The 17559-nt window shown below is 66.7% G+C and carries 17 protein-coding genes; 8 read left to right on the forward strand and 9 right to left on the reverse strand.

The genetic code is table 11. From position 1 onward, the window contains the following. Positions 1 to 42: 42 nt before the first annotated feature. A complete protein-coding gene (locus AC10QF_RS13600; RefSeq protein WP_005419455.1) occupies positions 43 to 1236 on the forward strand; it encodes a pyridoxal phosphate-dependent aminotransferase in 1194 nt (397 codons plus the stop codon). 70 nt (positions 1237 to 1306) lie between these two features. Here AC10QF_RS13600 and AC10QF_RS13605 read toward each other — a convergent pair whose 3' ends face one another. Together AC10QF_RS13605 and AC10QF_RS13610 are read right to left on the reverse strand one after the other, a co-directional pair. Beyond that, positions 1307 to 3403 (reverse strand): prolyl oligopeptidase family serine peptidase, encoded by a 2097-nt coding sequence (locus tag AC10QF_RS13605; protein WP_005419457.1) that lies wholly within the window; start codon positions 3401 to 3403, stop codon positions 1307 to 1309. Positions 3404 to 3472: 69 nt separating this feature from the next. Continuing rightward, positions 3473 to 3772, reverse strand: coding sequence for a hypothetical protein (locus AC10QF_RS13610; RefSeq protein WP_111176522.1), 300 nt, complete (start codon positions 3770 to 3772; stop codon positions 3473 to 3475). Positions 3773 to 3900: 128 nt separating this feature from the next. Between AC10QF_RS13610 and AC10QF_RS13615 the strand changes: the two genes are divergently transcribed. Next, positions 3901 to 4500 (forward strand): lipocalin family protein, encoded by a 600-nt coding sequence (locus tag AC10QF_RS13615; protein WP_049438993.1) that lies wholly within the window; start codon positions 3901 to 3903, stop codon positions 4498 to 4500. 93 nt (positions 4501 to 4593) lie between these two features. On the opposite strand, the gene AC10QF_RS13620 is transcribed toward AC10QF_RS13615, so the two are convergent. From AC10QF_RS13620 to AC10QF_RS13630, 3 genes are all read right to left on the reverse strand, one after another. Then, positions 4594 to 5283 carry a methionine ABC transporter permease gene (locus tag AC10QF_RS13620; protein ID WP_005419463.1) on the reverse strand — a complete coding sequence of 230 codons (690 nt, stop codon included), beginning with the start codon at positions 5281 to 5283 and terminating at the stop codon, positions 4594 to 4596. After that, entirely contained in the window at positions 5280 to 6287 is a 1008-nt protein-coding gene (locus tag AC10QF_RS13625; RefSeq protein ID WP_033834529.1) for a methionine ABC transporter ATP-binding protein, read from the reverse strand. Before AC10QF_RS13625 ends, AC10QF_RS13620 begins: the two co-directional genes overlap by 4 nt. A 179-nt stretch (positions 6288 to 6466) precedes the next feature. After that, a complete protein-coding gene (locus tag AC10QF_RS13630) occupies positions 6467 to 7363 on the reverse strand; it encodes a DMT family transporter (protein ID WP_019660712.1) in 897 nt (298 codons plus the stop codon). Between the two features lie 151 nt (positions 7364 to 7514). On the opposite strand from AC10QF_RS13630, the gene AC10QF_RS13635 reads away from it, so the two are divergent. The 3 genes from AC10QF_RS13635 to AC10QF_RS13645 all read left to right on the forward strand — a co-directional run bounded on the left by AC10QF_RS13635 (position 7515) and on the right by AC10QF_RS13645 (position 9464). Beyond that, positions 7515 to 7997 (forward strand): YajQ family cyclic di-GMP-binding protein, encoded by a 483-nt coding sequence (locus AC10QF_RS13635; protein ID WP_005419468.1) that lies wholly within the window; start codon positions 7515 to 7517, stop codon positions 7995 to 7997. Positions 7998 to 8097: 100 nt separating this feature from the next. Continuing rightward, positions 8098 to 8664 carry a DUF1415 domain-containing protein gene (locus AC10QF_RS13640; RefSeq protein ID WP_061479870.1) on the forward strand — a complete coding sequence of 189 codons (567 nt, stop codon included), beginning with the start codon at positions 8098 to 8100 and terminating at the stop codon, positions 8662 to 8664. Then, positions 8661 to 9464 (forward strand): SDR family oxidoreductase, encoded by an 804-nt coding sequence (locus AC10QF_RS13645; RefSeq protein ID WP_494542376.1) that lies wholly within the window; start codon positions 8661 to 8663, stop codon positions 9462 to 9464. The genes AC10QF_RS13640 and AC10QF_RS13645 overlap by 4 nt, the downstream gene beginning before the upstream one ends. 103 nt (positions 9465 to 9567) lie before the next feature. On the opposite strand, the gene AC10QF_RS13650 is transcribed toward AC10QF_RS13645, so the two are convergent. Then, positions 9568 to 11598 carry a M3 family metallopeptidase gene (locus tag AC10QF_RS13650; RefSeq protein ID WP_494542377.1) on the reverse strand — a complete coding sequence of 677 codons (2031 nt, stop codon included), beginning with the start codon at positions 11596 to 11598 and terminating at the stop codon, positions 9568 to 9570. A gap of 165 nt (positions 11599 to 11763) precedes the next feature. Between AC10QF_RS13650 and AC10QF_RS13655 the strand changes: the two genes are divergently transcribed. After that, positions 11764 to 12168, forward strand: coding sequence for a hypothetical protein (locus AC10QF_RS13655; protein ID WP_069139157.1), 405 nt, complete (start codon positions 11764 to 11766; stop codon positions 12166 to 12168). 172 nt (positions 12169 to 12340) lie between these two features. Here AC10QF_RS13655 and AC10QF_RS13660 read toward each other — a convergent pair whose 3' ends face one another. Continuing rightward, entirely contained in the window at positions 12341 to 13453 is a 1113-nt protein-coding gene (locus tag AC10QF_RS13660; RefSeq protein WP_095378271.1) for a PLP-dependent cysteine synthase family protein, read from the reverse strand. Between the two features lie 125 nt (positions 13454 to 13578). On the opposite strand from AC10QF_RS13660, the gene gloA reads away from it, so the two are divergent. Both gloA and AC10QF_RS13670 read left to right on the forward strand, forming a co-directional pair. Further along, a complete protein-coding gene (gene gloA, locus AC10QF_RS13665) occupies positions 13579 to 14097 on the forward strand; it encodes a lactoylglutathione lyase (protein WP_134955650.1) in 519 nt (172 codons plus the stop codon). A 95-nt stretch (positions 14098 to 14192) separates the two neighbouring features. Further along, a complete protein-coding gene (locus tag AC10QF_RS13670) occupies positions 14193 to 14621 on the forward strand; it encodes a VOC family protein (protein WP_095378270.1) in 429 nt (142 codons plus the stop codon). Positions 14622 to 14688: 67 nt separating this feature from the next. Here the strand turns inward: AC10QF_RS13670 and AC10QF_RS13675 are convergent, their stop codons facing one another. Together AC10QF_RS13675 and glmS are read right to left on the reverse strand one after the other, a co-directional pair. Further along, positions 14689 to 15120, reverse strand: coding sequence for a CBS domain-containing protein (locus AC10QF_RS13675; protein ID WP_005411115.1), 432 nt, complete (start codon positions 15118 to 15120; stop codon positions 14689 to 14691). Between the two features lie 447 nt (positions 15121 to 15567). Beyond that, a complete protein-coding gene (glmS, locus tag AC10QF_RS13680; RefSeq protein ID WP_069139708.1) occupies positions 15568 to 17406 on the reverse strand; it encodes a glutamine--fructose-6-phosphate transaminase (isomerizing) in 1839 nt (612 codons plus the stop codon). Between the last annotated feature and the right edge of the window lie 153 nt (positions 17407 to 17559).

The raw sequence follows: 17559 nt of genomic DNA on the forward strand, positions 1-17559 counted from the left end.
GCGGATCGTCATGGGTCGTGCCGGCCGGCGTACCATGGGCACATGAGTACCCTGCCCCACACGCCGGGCTACAGCCGGCGCAGCCATGAAATCGCCCCGTTCCATGTGATGTCCCTGCTGGCCCGCGCGCAGGCGCTGGAACAGGCCGGCCACGATGTGATCCACCTGGAAATCGGCGAACCGGACTTCACTACGGCCGAACCGGTCGTGCGGGCCGGCCAGGCCGCACTGGCCGCCGGCCATACCCGCTACACCGCCGCACGTGGCCTGCCGGCCCTGCGCCAGGCGATCAGCGGTTTCTATCGCAGCCACTACGGTCTGGACATCGATCCTGAGCGCATCCTGGTCACCCCGGGTGGGTCCGGTGCGCTGCTGCTGGCCAGCAGCCTGCTGGTCGATCCCGGCCGTCACTGGCTGCTGGCCGACCCCGGCTATCCGTGCAACCGCCACTTCCTGCGCCTGGTGGAAGGCGGTGCGCAACTGGTACCGGTCGGGCCGGAGACCACCTACCAGCTGACCCCGTCGCTGGTGGAACAGCACTGGAATGCCGACAGCGTCGGCGCGCTGGTCGCCTCGCCGGCCAACCCGACCGGCACCGTGCTTTCCGCCGCCGAGCTGGCGGCACTGTCGAAGACCCTGCACGCGCGCGGTGGTCACCTGGTGGTGGACGAGATCTACCACGGCCTGACCTATGGCCTGGATGCGCCCAGCGTGCTGCAGGTGGATGACAGCGCGTTCGTGCTGAACAGCTTCTCCAAGTATTTCGGCATGACCGGCTGGCGGCTGGGCTGGCTGGTGGCGCCGCCGTCAGCAGTACCGGATCTGGAGAAGCTGGCGCAGAACCTGTACATCAGCGCCTCGAGCATCGCCCAGCATGCCGCCCTCGCCTGTTTCAGCGAGGAATCGATGGCGATCTTCGAACAGCGCCGCGACGCGTTCCGCCAGCGTCGCGACTTCCTGCTGCCCGCACTGCGTGAGCTGGGCTTCCGTATCGAAGTCGAGCCACAGGGCGCGTTCTACCTGTACGCCGACGTCAGCGCGTTCACCGACGACGCGCAGGCATTCTGCGCGCATTTCCTGGAAACCGAGCACGTGGCGTTCACCCCGGGCCTGGATTTCGGCTTCCATCGTGCCAACCAGCACGTGCGCCTGGCCTATACCCAGGAGGTACCGCGATTGCAGGAGGCGGTGGCGCGGATTGCGCGCGGATTGAAGCGTTGGCAGGGACCACGTTGACGGTAGTGCCGGCCGTTGGCCCTACCGGATAAGGAAAAACGCCGCCCTGGGGCGGCGTTTTCCGTTCTGCTTACTTGCCGCCCAACCGCTCCCACAGGAAGCTGTAGGCCAGTGCCGACATGTGCGCGGCCTGCGCGTTGTTGGCGGCGCCGCCGTGACCCCCTTCGATGTTCTCGTAGTAGGTCACGTCCTTGCCGGCGTCGATCATCTTCGCCGCCATCTTGCGGGCATGGCCCGGGTGCACGCGGTCGTCGCGGGTCGAGGTGGTGAACAGCACCGGCGGGTAGTTCTTCTTCGCGTTGAACAGGTGGTACGGCGAGAAGGTCTTGATGAACTCCCAGTCACTGGTATCCGGGTTGCCGTACTCGGCCATCCACGAGGCACCCGCCAACAGGTGGCTGTAGCGCTTCATGTCCAGCAACGGCACCTGCACCACCACCGCACCGAACAGCTCCGGGTACTGGGTCAGCATGTTGCCGGTCAGCAGGCCACCGTTGCTGCCGCCCTGCACGCCCAGGTGCTTGGCGCTGGTGATCTTGCGCTTGACCAGGTCCCGCGCCACCGCGGCCATGTCTTCGTAGGCCTTGTGGCGGTTCTGCTTCAGCGCCGCCTGGTGCCAGCGCGGGCCGTACTCGCCGCCACCACGGATGTTGGCCACCACGTACACACCGCCCTTCTCCAGCCAGGCGCGGCCCATGCCACCGGAATAGCTAGGGGTCAGCGAGATCTCGAAGCCACCGTAGCCGTACAGCAGCGTCGGATTGGAGCCATCGAGCTTCATCGCCCTGTCGTGCACCACGAAGTACGGCACGCGGGTGCCGTCCTTGCTGGTGGCGAAGTGCTGCTCGATCACCTTGCCCTTGGCGTCGAAGAAGGCCGGCATGGTCTTCAGTGTTTCCGGGGCCTGGCCGATCTCGGCCAGCGCCAGCGTGGTCGGGGTCAGGTAGTCGGTGGCGGTCAGCCACACCGCGTCGCTGTCATTGCTGTCCACTGCAGCCACGCCCAGCGTGCCGAAGGCAGGTGCGCCGACGAAGCGGCTCGTCTGCCAGCCGTTGGCGCCCGGGGTCAGCACCGACAGGCGGTTCTTGACGTCGTCCAGCACGTTCAGCACCAGGTGGCTCCTGGTCCAGGTGGCGCTGGCCAGCGAGGTGGTCGCGGTCGGGGTGAACAGCACCTCGAAGTCGCGCTTGCCGGCCAGGAAGTCGTCCAGCTTCGTCGCCAGCAGCGAACCGGACGCATAGGTCTTGCCGCCCACGGTCCACGGATCGCGCAGTTCCAGGGTCAGCCACTGCTTGTGCAGGCCCTTCTCGGCCGAGTTCGGCGCGTCGATCTTGGTCAGCGTGCCGTCGTCGCCACGCAGGTAGAGCTCGTTGTTGTAGAACGCCAGCGTGCGGCTGACCAGGTTGCGCTCGAAGCCCGGGGTGTCATCGTGCATCGCCGCGATGTACATGTCTTCCGGCTTGCCTTCGTACACCGTCGTGGCCGAGGCCATCGGCGTGCCGCGCTTCCACAGCTTGGCCACGCGCGGATAGCCGGACGTGGTCATCGTGCCGGCACCGAAATCGGTGTAGACGAACACGGTGTCGCGATCGACCCAGTTGAGGCCCCCCTTCGACTCCGGGCGGAAGAAGCCGTCCTTGATCCAGGTCTTGTTGGCCAGGTCGAACTCGCGGGTGACGTCGGCGTCGGCGCCGCCGCGCGACAGCGCGATCAGGCAACGGCTGTAGTCCGGGCGCAGGCAATCGGCGCCGTGCCAGACCCAGTTCTCACCCTCGGCCTTGTTCAGTGCATCCAGGTCGAGCACGGTCTCCCACTGCGGCGACGCCTTGCGGTACTCGGCCAGGGTGGTGCGCCGCCACAGGCCGCGCTCGTGCTGCTGGTCCTTCCAGAAGTTGTAGTAGTAGTCGCCGATCTTCTGCACGCCCGGAATCTTGGCATCGGAGTCGAGCACCTCGCGGATGCGGGTCTCCATCTGCTTGAAGGCCGGGGTCTGCGCCAGGCGCGCCTCGGACTTGGCATTCTGTTCCTTGACCCAGGACAGCGGCTTGTCGCCGGTGACGTCCTCCAGCCAGGCGTAGCGGTCGGTATCCTCAGCGGCCACGGCGGTCCCCACCGAGGCAGCGGTCATCATGCCGGCCAACAGGCAGGCGGAAGCGAGTCGTGACATTGCAGCTCCAGGCAGTCATAAGCCGTGGAACGCTAGCACGGAATGCCGCGGCCTCCCCCGTGTCGAAGGTCAGGCCGTGGCCGCCGGGCTGCGCCGGCGACGCGCCTGTCCACCGGTACGCCGCACCTTCGGCAGCCGCGACAGGCGCGGCAGCGGGAAGCGCAACAGCGCCCACCAGGCCGCGAGCGGCATGCCGATCAGCCACATCGGCAGCCAGCCCAACCACGCGCTGCTGCCACGTGCCGCTGGCCAGACCAGTACCAGCGCCAGTCCGGCCAGCGCCAGTTGCCGCACGCCACGCAGCAGGCGCGGGTCGGCGCGTTCGATGATGCGTTCAGTTGCAGGGTGACGGACGGAACGTGTGTTCATGGGCCTTCTCCGGTAGACAATGCAACACAGCTTGGGCAAGCCCCTTCTCACAGATTGCGACACCATTGACGGATCGCGCACGCTCAGTCGACCATGCTCAGGCAAAGCCCTCCTGAGCCCGCTCCCGCATGACTTCGATCCGCCCGCTCTGCGCCGTGTTGCTGGCCCTGTCCCTGGCGGGCCCCGCCATGGCGGTCGGTGAGCCGCCATCGCCCCGTGCCAGCGCCCCGCGCGCCGATCCGGATGCCCCGATCGACCTCAAGCGCTTCATGGGCACCTGGTACGTGATCGGCCGCGTGCCGAACTTCATCGAACGCGGGCACGTCGCCAGCGTCAACGAGTACGAGTTGCGCGACGAGCACAAGGTCGGCATCACCTACCGCTACCGCGACGGCTTCGGCGAACCCCTGCAGGAGATCCGTGCACGCGCCAGCGTCGACCCGGACAGCGGCAACCACGGCTGGCGCACCTGGTTCTACCGCGTGGTGCCGACCCACTCCCGGGTGCTGGACGTCGCCCCGGATTATTCGTGGGCACTGATCGGCTACCCGGGCCGCGAGATGGCCTGGATCTTCTCGCGCACGCCGGACATGGACAAAGCGCTGTACAAGGAGCTGGCCGAGCGCCTGCGCGACGAGTACGGCGTGAACACCGACAAGCTCAAGCGCGTGCCGCAGCATCCGGAACAGGTCGGCAAGCTGGGCTACGAAGTACCGAACGCGCGTTGACCGCACGTGGAATTGCCGGCCAGCGGCCGGCACTACCGTTTCCAGGCAATGGGGTAGAGCCGGCCGCTGGCCGGCTACCAGCAGGCGTAGCGGTTACTTGCGGCTGTAATGCGCGACCAGGCGGTCGCCGAGCATCTGCAGCAGCTGCACCAGGACCAGCAGCACCACCACGGTGACCAGGGCCACGTCGGTGCGGTTGCGCTGGTAGCCTTCGCGCAGCGCCAGGTCGCCCAGGCCGCCGGAACCGATCGCGCCGCCCATGGCGGTGAAGCCGACCAGGGCAACGGTGGTGACCGTGGCGGCGGCAATCAGGCCCGGCCGCGCTTCGGGCAGCAACACCCGGGTGACCAGCTGCCAGGTCGTCGCGCCCATCGACTGCGCGGCCTCGACCACGCCGCGGTCCACTTCGCGCAGCGCGGTCTCGACCAGGCGCGCATAGAACGGCGCGGCACCGATCACCAGCGCCGGCAGCGTGCCAAGCACGCCGATCGACTGGCCCATCAGCCACAGCGAGACCGGAATCAGCACCACCATCAGGATGATGAAGGGCACCGAACGCAGCAGGTTCACCACGATCGCCAGTACGCCATAGGCAAACGGCCGGCGCTTCATCTGCGGCGCACCGAACACGTACAGCAGCACGCCCATCGGCAGGCCGATGGCCAGGGTCAGCGGCAGCGAGCCGGCCATCATCAGCAGCGTCTCGATGGTGGCCTTGCCGATATCCACCCACTTATCCGCATCCAGGTGGCGGAAGAAGCCTTCAGCAGTAGCGACGATCATCGACGAAGTTCCTCAACGTGCACGCCGGCGGCCACGAACGCGGCCTGCGCGGCGGACTGGTCGCCGCCCACCAGGGCGACCACCAGCTGGCCATACGGGGTGTCCTTGATCCGGTCGATGCGGCCGGACAGGATGTTGTAGTCGACCCCGGTCTGCCGCGCGACACTGCCGAGCAGGGGTTCGTAGGTGTCGCCACCGAGGAAGGTCAGGCGCACGATACGGCCGCCAACGGCATCGAAATCACGGTGCAGCGCCCCCTCGTCCACATGCTCCGACTCACTGACGAAACGGCGGGTGGTCGGATGCTGCGGGTGCAGGAACACCCGGGTGACCGGACCGGTTTCGACCATCTGGCCGGCATCGAGCACCGCAACGCGGTCGCAGACACGGCGGATCACGTCCATCTCGTGGGTGATCAGCACAATGGTCAGGCCGAGCTCGCGGTTGATCTTCGACAGCAGCGACAGCACAGACGCGGTGGTCTGCGGGTCAAGCGCACTGGTCGCCTCGTCGCACAGCAGGATCTGCGGACGGGTCGCCAGCGCACGCGCAATGCCCACGCGCTGCTTCTGTCCGCCGGACAGCTGTGCCGGGTACTTCTGCGCATGCGCTTCCAGGCCCACGGTCTGCAGCAGCTCGGCCACGCGCGCGTCGATTTCCGTCTTCGGCGTGCCGGCCAGTTCCAGCGGGAAGGCGACATTGCCCGCCACCGTGCGCGACGACAGCAGGTTGAAGTGCTGGAAGATCATGCCGATGCGCCGGCGCAGCGCGCGCAGGCCGTCCGCGTCCAGCGCGGTGACATCCTCACCACCGATCAGCAGCCGGCCACCGCTGGGTTCTTCCAGGCGGTTGATCATGCGGATCAGGGTCGACTTGCCGGCGCCGGAATGGCCGATGATGCCGAAAACCTCACCGGCCTCGATGGTCAGGTCCAACGGTTGCAGCGCGCTGATCTCGCGGCCGGCAACGGCATAGGATTTGTGCAGGCGCTGGAACTCGATCACGGGCGTGGCTCACCGGCTGGGTGACGGAAGGGGGCGTGCAGCCTACCAGCGCAGGCGGTCGCGCGCCCGCGCCATGGGCCAGAATATTATTCCTTTTGGTTCTAACGTACCTGCTCCGGCGCGGGTTCCGGGGTCGGATCCCCGCAGGGGCTCTGACCCCGCTTCCCGGCCAAACCGGTTCAGGGATGATCCAGCGGCTTCGGTGGTTCCTGCCGGTTGACCCGCTCGCGGTGCAGCAGGTAAAGCCCCGAAGCCACGATGATCGCCGCGCCCACCCAGGTATAGCCATCGGGCAGCTGGCCCCAGAAGGCCAGGTCCCAACCGATCACCCAGACCAGCCCGCTGTACTCCAACGGCGCGATCATCGAGGCCTCGCCCAGCTGGAAGGCCCTGGTCAGGGCGATCTGGCCCAGCGCCCCGGCCAGGCCCATGCCACCGATCAGCGGCGCATGTGCCAGCTGCAGCGGCACCCAGCCGGGAAGGGCCAGCAGGCCGGCACCGATGGCCATGATCACCAGGAACCAGACCACCATCGACTGCGAAGTATCTGTGCGGGTCAACAGGCTGACCGTGATCGCGGCTACGGCATAGGCAGTGGCCGCGGCCAGCACCATCAGCCCCGGCACCGAGATGAAGCCATCGACGCCCGGCCGCAGCACCACCAGCACACCGACCAGGCCAATCCCGATGGCGACCCAGCGCCGTGGCCCGACCCGCTCGCCCAGCAGCGGCACCGACAATGCGGCGATCAGCAGCGGGGCAACGAAATAGATGGTGTAGGCAGTGGACAGCGGCAGGTCGCGCAGGGCGAACACGAAGCAGCCGATCATCGCCATGCCCAGCGCACCACGCAGCAGGTGCAGCCCCCAGCGGCGCGGCACCAGCGAACGCGGCCCGGCGCTGGCCAGCACCCAGACCAGCACGAACGGCAACGAGGCCGCGCCGCGCAGGAAGGTTACTTCCAAGGTGGGGTAGCTGGCCGACAGCTGCTTCATGCCAGCATCCATCAGCGAGAAGCAGGCGACCGCAGCGACCATCCAGGCCACTGCGCGCGAGGGGGAGCGTTGCACGTTCATGGCCCATTATCGCCGACCGCACGGGATTGTAGAGTCGAGCCATGCTCGACTGCCTTGTGAAGAGCAGTCGAGCATGGCTCGACTCTACAAAGGGCGGGCATGGGGCCCTCGCGATAGAATGGCTGCCACTGAATCCTGCGGAGCATCGCCCATGCCTTCCTTCGACGTCGTGTCCGAAGTCGACACCCACGAACTGACCAACGCCATCGACCAGGCCAACCGCGAACTGGCCACCCGCTTCGATTTCAAGGGCGTGGATGCCAAGTTCGAACGCGATGGCGATGTGATCAACCAGTTCGCGCCGACCGAATTCCAGCTCAAGCAGATGAACGACATCCTGCGTGCACGCCTGGCCGCGCGCGGCATCGATGTGCTCAGCCTCGAATTCGGCGACATCGAGACCAACCTGGCCCAGGCCCGGCAGAAGATCACCGTCAAGCAGGGCATCGAGCAGAAGATCGCCAAGAAGATCGCCGCTGCGCTGAAGGAGGCCAAGCTGAAGGTTGAAAGCCAGATCAATGGCGACAAGCTGCGCGTGCAGGGCAAGAAGCGTGATGACCTGCAGGACGCCATCGCCGTGCTCAAGGCCGGCAAGTTCGAGCTGCCGCTGCAGTTCAACAATTTCCGCGATTGATCTGGCCGCCGGGCATGGCCCGGCGCCGGCACCTGCGGTACGACGGCGCGTTGCAAGCGACGCGCCTACAATGTCCGCCCCGCCAGCCGACGTGCCCGCCATGACCGACGCCCAACTGCCCACCGAGGACCCGATCGCCGCCACCCGCCTGTGGCTGGAACGCATCGTCATCGGCCTGAACCTGTGCCCGTTCGCCAAGGCGGTCTACGTGAAGGACCAGGTCCGCATCGTGCTCAGCGATGCGACCACGACGGAAGCCCTGGTTGAGCAGCTGGCCGAGGAACTGGTCCTGCTGCGCGATACGCCGGCCGAGCAGATCGATACCACGCTGATCGTGCATCCGCAGGTGCTGACCGATTTCCTCGACTACAACGACTTCCTCGACAACGCCGACGCGGCGATCGAGGCGCTGGACCTGCAGGGCATCCTGCAGGTGGCCAGCTTCCACCCCGACTACCAGTTCGACGGCGTGGCCGCAGACGACGCCAGCAACTACACCAATCGCGCGCCCTTCCCCACCCTGCACCTGCTGCGCGAAGACAGCGTGGCGCGCGCGGTGGACGTCTATCCGGATCCGGACGTGATCGTCGAGCGCAACATCCAGACCCTGGACCGCATCGGCGTGGACGGCTGGCATCGCCGCCTGCGTGGCGAAGACCTGTCGTGAGCACGGTACCGCCGATTGCCGCTTGGCCGGCCGCGCCGCTGTCGGGCAAGGTGGTGCTGGTCACCGGCGGTGCCAACGGCATCGGCCGTGGCATCGCGCAGGCCGTGCTCGGCGCCGGTGGCCGCGTGCTGATCGGCGACCTCGACATGGAGGCCGGCGAGGCGTGCCTGGCGGAATGGCAGCGTGGTGAGGATACCGTGTTCCAGCGCCTGGATATCACCGACGAAGCCAGCGTGCGCGCCTTCATCGCCGTGGCCCTGCAGCGTTTCGGCCGCATCGACGGGCTGGTCAACAACGCGGGGATTGCCAGCCCGCACGGCACGCTGCTGCAGGACATGGACTGGGACGAGTGGCAGCGCCGGCTGTCTTCGCTGCACGGCGCGTTCCTGTGCAGCAAGCATGCGTTGCCGGCGCTGACCGCCAGCGCCGCCGGTGCGATCATCAACATCGCCTCGACCCGCGCCTGGCAATCCGAAGCACACAGCGAAGCCTATGCCGCAGCCAAGGGCGGGCTGGTGGCCTTCACCCATGCGCTGGCGATCAGCAGCGGCCCGGCGGTGCGGGTGAACAGCATCAGTCCCGGATGGATCGGCACCTGCGAGTGGCAGGCACCCTCACGGCGACACGCACCGGAGTATTCGGCCACCGACCATGCGCAACACCCGGTCGGCCGCGTCGGCCAGCCGGAGGACATCGGTGCGTTGGCCGTATACCTGCTGTCATCACTGTCCGGTTTCAGCACCGGCCAGGATTTCATCGTCGACGGCGGCATGACCCGGAAGATGATCTACGCCGAATGACCCGCCACCGGTAGTGCCGGCCGCTGGCCGGCATTCCGGTAGATCCACGCCATGCGTGGATGGCAGTGAAGTGCCAACCAAGGTTGGCACCCACCACCATGGATTACGCCATGCCCGAGTGGCGCAGCAGCGCATCGATCTGCGGAGCACGGCCGCGGAAGGCCTTGAAGTTGTCCGCCGCCGGGCGGCTGCCACCGCGCGACAGGATCTCATCACGGAAGCGTGCACCGGTTTCAGCCAGTGCCTGCGGCGCTTCCTCGAAAGCGGCATAGGCGTCGGCGCTGAGTACCTCGGCCCACTTGTAGCTGTAGTAACCTGCGGCGTAACCGCCCGCAAAGATGTGGCTGAACTGGTGCGGGAAGCGGTTCCAGGCCGGCGGGTGGTTCACCGCCACTTCCGCGCGCACGCGGTCCAACAGTGCCAGCACGCTGTCCTGCGCTGGTTCGAACTGGCTGTGCAGCAGCATGTCGAACAGGCCGAACTCCAGCTGGCGGACGGTGGCCATGCCGCTGTGGAAGTTGCGCGCGGCCAGCATGCGCTCGTACAGCCCGCGCGGCAGCGGCTCGCCGCTGTCCACGTGCGCGGTCATCGCCTGCAGGTGATCCCATTCCCAGCAGAAGTTCTCCATGAACTGGCTGGGCAGCTCCACCGCATCCCATTCCACGCCGTTGATGCCGGCGACGCCCAGTTCGCCGATGCGGGTCAGCAGCTGGTGCAGGCCGTGGCCCATCTCATGGAACAGCGTGGTCACTTCGTTGTGGCTGAAGGTGGCCGGCTTGCCGTTGGCACCGCGGCCGAAGTTGCACACCAGGTAAACCAGCGGCGTCTGCACGCTGCCGTCGGTGCGCACGCGACGGTTGCGGCAATCATCCATCCACGCCCCGCCGCGCTTGCCCTCGCGGGCGTACAGGTCCAGGTAGAACTGGCCAACCAGCGCACCCTGCGCATCGACCAACCGGAAGAAGCGCACATCCTCGTGCCACACCGGCGCGCTGTCCTCCTGCACGCGCAGGCCGTACAGCTGCTCGATCACCGAGAACAGGCCGCCCAGTACCTTCGGCTCGGTGAAATACTGCTTCACCTCCTGCTCGGAATAGCTGTAACGCGCCTGCTTCAGGCGGTCGGCGGCGAAGGCCAGGTCCCAGGCCTGCAGGCTGTCGATGCCGAGCTGTTCGCGCGCGAACTGCTCCAGCTCGGCGCGGTCCCTGGCGGCGAACGGCTTGGCGCGCGCGGCCAGGTCACGCAGGAAACCGAGCACTTCGGCCGGGTCCTGCGCCATCTTGGTCGCCACCGAGTAATGGCCGTACGAATCGAAGCCGAGCAACGCAGCCAGTTCGGCGCGCAGGGCAAGGATGCGGTCGATGTTGCCGCTGTTGTCCAGTGCGTCATCGCCGAATTCGGACGCACGCTGGGCGCTGGCGCGGTACAGGATCTCGCGCAGGTCGCGGTCCTCGCCCCAGGTCTGCACCGGCAGGTAGCACGGCATCTGCAGGGTCAGTTTCCAGCCGGCCTTGCCGTCCTTCTGTGCTGCGGCATGCGCGGCGGCCTTCACGTCTTCCGGCAGGCCCTTCAGCCGCGCTTCGTCTTCGATGATCAGCGACCAGGCATCGGTAGCGTCGAGCACGTTCTGCGAGAACTTCGCCGACAGCGCCGACAGTTCTTCCTTGATCGCAGCAAAACGCTGCTGCGCCTCGGGCGCCAGCTCGGCGCCGCCCAGGCGGAAGTCGCGCAGGGTGTTGTCCAGCACCTTGCGCTGGGCTTCATCGAAATGCGCCGCCTCCGGGCTGGCGGCCAGCGCCTGGTACTGGCGGTAAAGCGCCAGGTTCTGCCCCAGCGCACTGGCGAAGCGGGTCACCCGCGGCAGGTTGCTGTTGTAGGCCTCGCGCAGCTCCGGGGTGTTGACCACGCCCTGCAGGTGGCCGACCAGGCCCCAGGCGCGCCACAGGCGCTCGGTGGCATCGTCCAGCGGGGTCACGAAGGTCTGCCAGGTGACCGGCTGCACCTGCTCGGCTGCGCTGACGGCGGCTTCGGCCTCGGCCAGCAGCACATCCAGCGCCGGCGCCACGTGCTCGGGGCGGATCGCCTCGAAGCGCGGCAGGCCGGAAAAATCGAGCAGGGGGTTGGCAACGGTCACGGCAGGTCTCCAGAGTACGGGCCCGGCAGGCGGGCAGCCCGGTAGATATGGCGCTGCCAGGCATCGCTGACAAGGGGGCACGGCATTCACATCGGCCTTACGCGCGCCCCCCGAAGCTCTGGGTGCGGGGGAGTCCGCAGCGGCACGTACCGAACGAGGCCCCACATGGAAGGTCTGGCTGCAGTTGCATCCGCCTCACCGGCGCGGTCGCTGGCACTGTCTGCCAGCGCGGCCGAACTGGCCTGGATCGCCTCGCTGTGCGATGCCGGCGACGACGCCCCGCGCCACCTGCAGCAGTTGCAGGCGGTGCTGCAGCAGGGCGGCACGTTCAATGAAAGCCAGGAGTGGTACCCGTTCGAAGTGGTCGAGCGCGGCGCCAGCCAGCTGCAGCTGGGCCATGAGCGCGAGTTCGTGATCTGCGTGTTGCTGTGGTTGCAGGCATTGGCCCAGGGCCGCGCCAGCATCCTGGATCCCACCCTGCACCTGGATGACCGTGCGATGGACATCGAGGCGTTGCCCGATGCACTGCGCGACGCGGTGCTCGACGCCTTCACCGCGGCGGGATATTGAGACGCCCCGGCGACCGGGTAGAGTCGACTGTCAGTCGACTTTCGCGCGCAGCGCGGGATTTTCGCGACCTGAACGTAGAGCAGTCGACTAACAGTCGACTCTACCAATCGACGCATGCCTCTGCGGTGCCCCCTGGCATCGCCGGCATGGCCCGGCGAGAGCGTCGTCCATGCTACAGCGCTTCCAGGCTGCACCACGGCAGCTCGGGCAACCCCTGCCCGGCCACCGCCGCGGCCAGCTGTGCATCGGCGCCGTCGACATCGATGCCCTGGCGCAGGTACCACGCCGGGTCGTAATAGCTCTGCGCGTAGCGTTCGCCGCTGTCGCACAGGATGCTGACGATGCTGCCCTGGTGGCCCGCCTCGCGCATCCATTGCGCGGCCTGCAGCACGCCGATGAAGTTGGTGCCGGTGGAGCCACCGACGCGGCGGCCGAGCTGGCGGCTGACATGGCGCATCGCGGCCAGGCTCAGCGCGTCGGGTACCTTGACCATCGCATCGACGCTGGTCGGGATGAAGCTCGGCTCCACCCGTGGCCGGCCGATGCCCTCCACGCGCGAACCACCACTGCAGGTCAGGTCGCGCCAGTCCTGTCCACCGGCCACAGCGGCCCGGTAGCCGTCGAAGAACACCGACACTTCCGGGTCCGCGCACAGGATGCGGGTATCGTGGCGGCGGTAGCTGACATAGCGGCCCAGGGTGGCGGCGGTACCGCCGGTGCCGGGGCTGCACACGATCCATTCCGGAACCGGGCTGGGCTCTTCGGCCATCTGCTTGAAGATGGACTCGGCGATGTTGTTGTTGGCACGCCAGTCGGTCGCGCGCTCAGCGTAGGTGAACTGGTCCATGAAGTGGCCACCGGTTTCACGGGCCAGCTTTTCCGAATCACAGTTGAGGTCGCAGGCACGTTCGACCAGGTGGCAGCGGCCCCCGTGGAACTCGATCGCGGCGATCTTCTCCGGCGAGGTGGTGGCCGGGATCACCGCAATGAACGGCAGGCCGAGCAGGCGCGCGAAATAGGCTTCGGACACCGCCGTCGAGCCGCTGGACGCTTCGATCACCGGCCGCCCTTCGCGCAGCCAGCCATTGGCCAGCGCATACAGGAACAGCGAGCGCGCCAGCCGGTGCTTGAGGCTGCCGGTGGGATGGCTCGACTCATCCTTCAGGTACACATCGATGCCCTCGAACCCGGGCAGCGCCAGCGGGATCAGGTGGGTATCGGCGGAGCGGTTGAAATCGGCTTCAATCTTGCGGATGGCGGCGGCCACCCATTCACGCTGCGACATGGCGGGCAATCGTTGTCAGGACGGAACGGTGCGATCCGGCCATTGTACGTCGCGGTACCGTCAGGTGCTGGCCGGTAGAATGCCCCCATCCGGCCGGCAACGGCCCTGTCTGAAGGACCTCCCCCATGACCATTCCCGCCCTGCGCGATGTCCCCGGCGTCGCCGCCCAGGCCCCGGCCGAAACCACCGGCTTCGTGTTCAACCACACCATGCTGCGGGTGAAGGACATCACCGCCTCGCTGGACTTCTACACCCGCGTGCTCGGCTACCAGCTGATCGACAAGCGCGACTTCCCGGAGGCCCAGTTCAGCCTGTACTTCCTGGCCTACGTCCCTGCCGGCGTGGTGGTACCGGAAGACGACAGCCAGCGCCGCGTGTGGATGGCCGGCCTACCGGGCGTGCTGGAACTGACCCATAACCACGGCACCGAAACCCAGGACGGTGCGGTCTATCACGACGGCAACAGCGACCCGCGCGGCTTCGGCCACATCTGCGTGTCGGTGCCGGACATCGAGGCGGCCTGCCAGCGCTTCGAGGACCTCGGGGTAACCTTCCAGAAGCGCCTGACCGACGGCCGCATGAAGAACCTGGCCTTCATCAAGGACCCGGACGGCTACTGGGTCGAGATCATCGCCAACGTCTGACCCCGAAAAGGGGACGGAGGGGATTAAGCCGTTTCTGGCACTATTGTGCTGGAAGCGACTTAATCCCCTCCGTCCCCTTTTTCTGTGAGGTTCGTATGGAAACGATGGAACTGCACCGTGGCCGCCTGATCGACCACATCCAGCTGGTGGTGCGTGACCTGCCCGCCAGCCGCCGCTTCTACCAGGCAGTGTTCGACACGATCGGCATCCCACTGGGCGGCGAAGGGCCAGACTTCTTCTGGGCCGACGAGCTGTTCATTTCCAGTGCCAGCAGCCGTGCCGCCGCCGGCCAGCTGACCGGCCGCCACCATCTCGCCTTCCAGGCCCGCGACAGCGCCACCGTTGATGCCTTCCACACTGCCGCGATCGCCGCCGGCGGTACCGACAATGGCGCGCCAGGCGAACGCCCCTACCACCCGGGCTACTACGGCGCCTTCGTGCTCGACCCCGATGGCAACAACATCGAAGTGGTCTATCACGGGCCGGCGAACTACAGCGCCGATTCGGTGAAGGTCACGTTCTGATATCACCGGTGCCGTGAACGAAGAAGCCGGGCAATGCCCGGCTTCTCTGCTTCCAGCGCTGCGGCCCTCAGTGGGCGGCCATGTAGATGTCCTGCAGCACCGCCTTTTCCAGTTCCAGCTCGCCCAGCAGGTTCTTCACGATATCGCCCAGGCTGAGGATGCCGACCAGGCGAGTGCCTTCAGTGACCATCAGGTGACGGCGCCGCGAGTACGTCATCAACGACATGGCCTGTTTCAGCGTGGCTTCCGGCGCAATGCCCTCCAGACCGGTGGACGGCAGGCTGGAAATCACCCGGCGGCCGGCCTGCGGGCCGTCGTCGGCCAGGGTGCGCACGATGTCCTTCTCGGAAATGATGCCGACCGGGGCATCGTCCTTCATCACCACCAGCGCAGCGATCCTGTTCGCGCTCATCTTGTGGGCGGCGGCACCGATCGTGTCTTCGGCATCGATGGTGATGACAGCTTCTTTCTTGGATTGCAGGAGTTCGCGGACGTTCATTCTTGTTTCCTGGTGCAGGTCACTGAAGTCAAAAAAGTGTGCTCTTCCGATACGCCCCCTCCCCGGGAACAGACCTTTCAGCGCACGTCTGGCGCACCCGGCTGCCGCTTGGAATGGCTCGGCAGACGACGTGCTGCAACGCGAACGAGGCGGGTTCAACGACTCAACCCGAACCTCGACCAGATCGATTCTACGACTGCGACCCTCGGTCACTACCGGCATCGATAGGACAGTTCGTCGTGGGAACCAACTGACGATCCAGAGAATGGCACCGCGGCTGAAACCGCCGCTGAATACAGGCGATGCCGCGCATTAAAGAATGATTGCCTGCTGCCGACGACGGACAGAACGCCCGGCGGCTGTCCCACTTCGCACTGCGTCCGGCACAAACGAAAGGGGCCTCGCAGGCCCCTTTCGCATGCAGCATCCCACAGCTCCGGGAATGCCTTACTCCACCGTCACGCTCTTGGCCAGGTTGCGCGGCTTGTCCACGTCGGTGCCGCGCGCCAGCGCGGTGTGGTAGGCCAGCAGCTGCACCGGGATGGTGTGCACGATCGGGCTGAGCACGCCCGCATGGCGCGGCGTGCGGATCACATGTACGCCTTCGGACTCATTGAAGTTGCTGTCCTGGTCGGCGAACACGAACAGCTCGCCACCACGCGCACGCACTTCCTGCATGTTCGACTTCACCTTCTCCAGCAGGCTGTCGTTGGGGGCGATCACCACCACCGGCATGTCCTCGTCCACCAGCGCCAGCGGACCATGCTTCAGCTCGCCCGCCGGGTAGGCCTCGGCGTGGATGTAGGAGATTTCCTTGAGCTTGAGCGCGCCCTCCAGCGCGATCGGGTAATGCAGGCCGCGGCCAAGGAACAATGCGCTGCTCTTGCGCGCGAAACGCTCGGCCCAGGCGGCGATCTGTGGCTCCATGTTCAGCGCGTGCTGCACGCTGCCCGGCAGGAAGCGCAGCTGTTCCAGATAGTCCGCTTCCTGCGCCGCGTCGATGCGGCCATGCAGCTTGCCCAGCACCATGGTCAACTGGAACAGTGCGGCCAGCTGGGTGGTGAAGGCCTTGGTCGAGGCCACGCCGATCTCGGCGCCGGCGCGGGTGTAGCAGACCAGTTCGCTGGCGCGCGGAATCGCACTTTCCGGCACGTTGCAGATCGACAGCGTGTGCTTGTGGCCCAGCGATTTGGCGTACTTCAGCGCTTCCATCGTATCCAGCGTTTCGCCGGACTGCGAGATGGTCACGATCAGATGCTTGGGGTTCGCGTAGGCCGCGCGATAGCGGTACTCGCTGGCGATTTCCACGCTGCACGGCAGGCCGGCGATGGCCTCGATCCAGTAGCGCGCGGTCAGGCCCGAGTAGTAGCTGGTGCCGCAGGCGATGATCTGCACGCCTTCGATGCCCGACAGCACCGCTTCGGCGTTCTTGCCGAACAGCCCGGCCGGGAAACCACCGGCATCGATCGCCGCCTCGATGGTGTCGCCCAGCGCGCGCGGCTGCTCGTGGATTTCCTTCTGCATGAAGTGGCGGTACGGGCCCAGCTCCAGCGATGCCAGCGACACGTCGGACAGATGCACGTCGCGCTCGACCGGCTGGTCGTGCTCATCGAAAATGCGCACGCCGTCGCGACGGATCTCGGCGGTGTCGCCCTCTTCCAGGAAGATCACCTTGCGCGTGGCCGAGATCACGGCCGAGACGTCGGAGGCGACGAAGTTCTCTCCCTCGCCCAGGCCGACCAGCAGCGGGCAGCCCATGCGCGCGCAGACGAAGCGCTCCGGCTCGGCGCGGCTGACCACGGCCAGCGCGTAGGCACCGGTCAGCTCCTTCACCGTGTGCTGCAGCGCCACCAGCAGGTCGTCGCCGCCCTTCAGATGATGGTGGATCAGGTGCGCGATGACCTCGGTGTCGGTCTGCGATTCAAACGTGTAGCCCAGCGCGCGCAGCTTCTCGCGCTGCTCTTCGTGGTTCTCGATGATGCCGTTGTGCACCAGGGCCACACCGTGGCTGATGTGCGGATGTGCATTGGCCTCGGTGACACCGCCGTGGGTGGCCCAGCGGGTGTGGCCGATGCCCAGCACCGCATTGAAGCCCTCGGCCTCGGCCGCCGTGGCCATTTCCGACACTCGACCGGTACGACGGACGCGACGGACTTCGGGGCGCTCGGCGTGGTCGATCACTGCGATGCCCGAGGAGTCGTAACCACGGTACTCGAGCCGCTTCAGGCCTTCGATCAGTACCGGCACCACATCGCGATCGGCGATTGCACCCACGATTCCACACATGTCACGCGATTCCTTGGAGACGATCGGCGCATTCTAGCCCGCCTGCCTGGCTTCCCCCTCCTGTCCGCTTAATGAAAGTGTCCGGAAAGGTGTCCGCGGACACCCGGACACTCCCCCGAAATCCCCAACCCCTTGACCTGAAAGGAAATAAGG

The sequence above is a fragment of the Stenotrophomonas maltophilia complex sp. Om-AH-Sm3 genome (genome assembly GCF_059337855.1).

Coding starts and splice junctions, on each gene's coding strand:
- AC10QF_RS13600 (WP_005419455.1), top strand. CDS start 43: ATGAGTACCCTGCCCCACACGCCGGGCTACAGCCGGCGCAGCCATGAA.
- AC10QF_RS13605 (WP_005419457.1), bottom strand. CDS start 3,403: ATGTCACGACTCGCTTCCGCCTGCCTGTTGGCCGGCATGATGACCGCT.
- AC10QF_RS13610 (WP_111176522.1), bottom strand. CDS start 3,772: ATGAACACACGTTCCGTCCGTCACCCTGCAACTGAACGCATCATCGAA.
- AC10QF_RS13615 (WP_049438993.1), top strand. CDS start 3,901: ATGACTTCGATCCGCCCGCTCTGCGCCGTGTTGCTGGCCCTGTCCCTG.
- AC10QF_RS13620 (WP_005419463.1), bottom strand. CDS start 5,283: ATGATCGTCGCTACTGCTGAAGGCTTCTTCCGCCACCTGGATGCGGAT.
- AC10QF_RS13630 (WP_019660712.1), bottom strand. CDS start 7,363: ATGAACGTGCAACGCTCCCCCTCGCGCGCAGTGGCCTGGATGGTCGCT.
- AC10QF_RS13635 (WP_005419468.1), top strand. CDS start 7,515: ATGCCTTCCTTCGACGTCGTGTCCGAAGTCGACACCCACGAACTGACC.
- AC10QF_RS13640 (WP_061479870.1), top strand. CDS start 8,098: ATGACCGACGCCCAACTGCCCACCGAGGACCCGATCGCCGCCACCCGC.
- AC10QF_RS13655 (WP_069139157.1), top strand. CDS start 11,764: ATGGAAGGTCTGGCTGCAGTTGCATCCGCCTCACCGGCGCGGTCGCTG.
- AC10QF_RS13660 (WP_095378271.1), bottom strand. CDS start 13,453: ATGTCGCAGCGTGAATGGGTGGCCGCCGCCATCCGCAAGATTGAAGCC.
- gloA (WP_134955650.1), top strand. CDS start 13,579: ATGACCATTCCCGCCCTGCGCGATGTCCCCGGCGTCGCCGCCCAGGCC.
- AC10QF_RS13670 (WP_095378270.1), top strand. CDS start 14,193: ATGGAAACGATGGAACTGCACCGTGGCCGCCTGATCGACCACATCCAG.
- AC10QF_RS13675 (WP_005411115.1), bottom strand. CDS start 15,120: ATGAACGTCCGCGAACTCCTGCAATCCAAGAAAGAAGCTGTCATCACC.
- glmS (WP_069139708.1), bottom strand. CDS start 17,406: ATGTGTGGAATCGTGGGTGCAATCGCCGATCGCGATGTGGTGCCGGTA.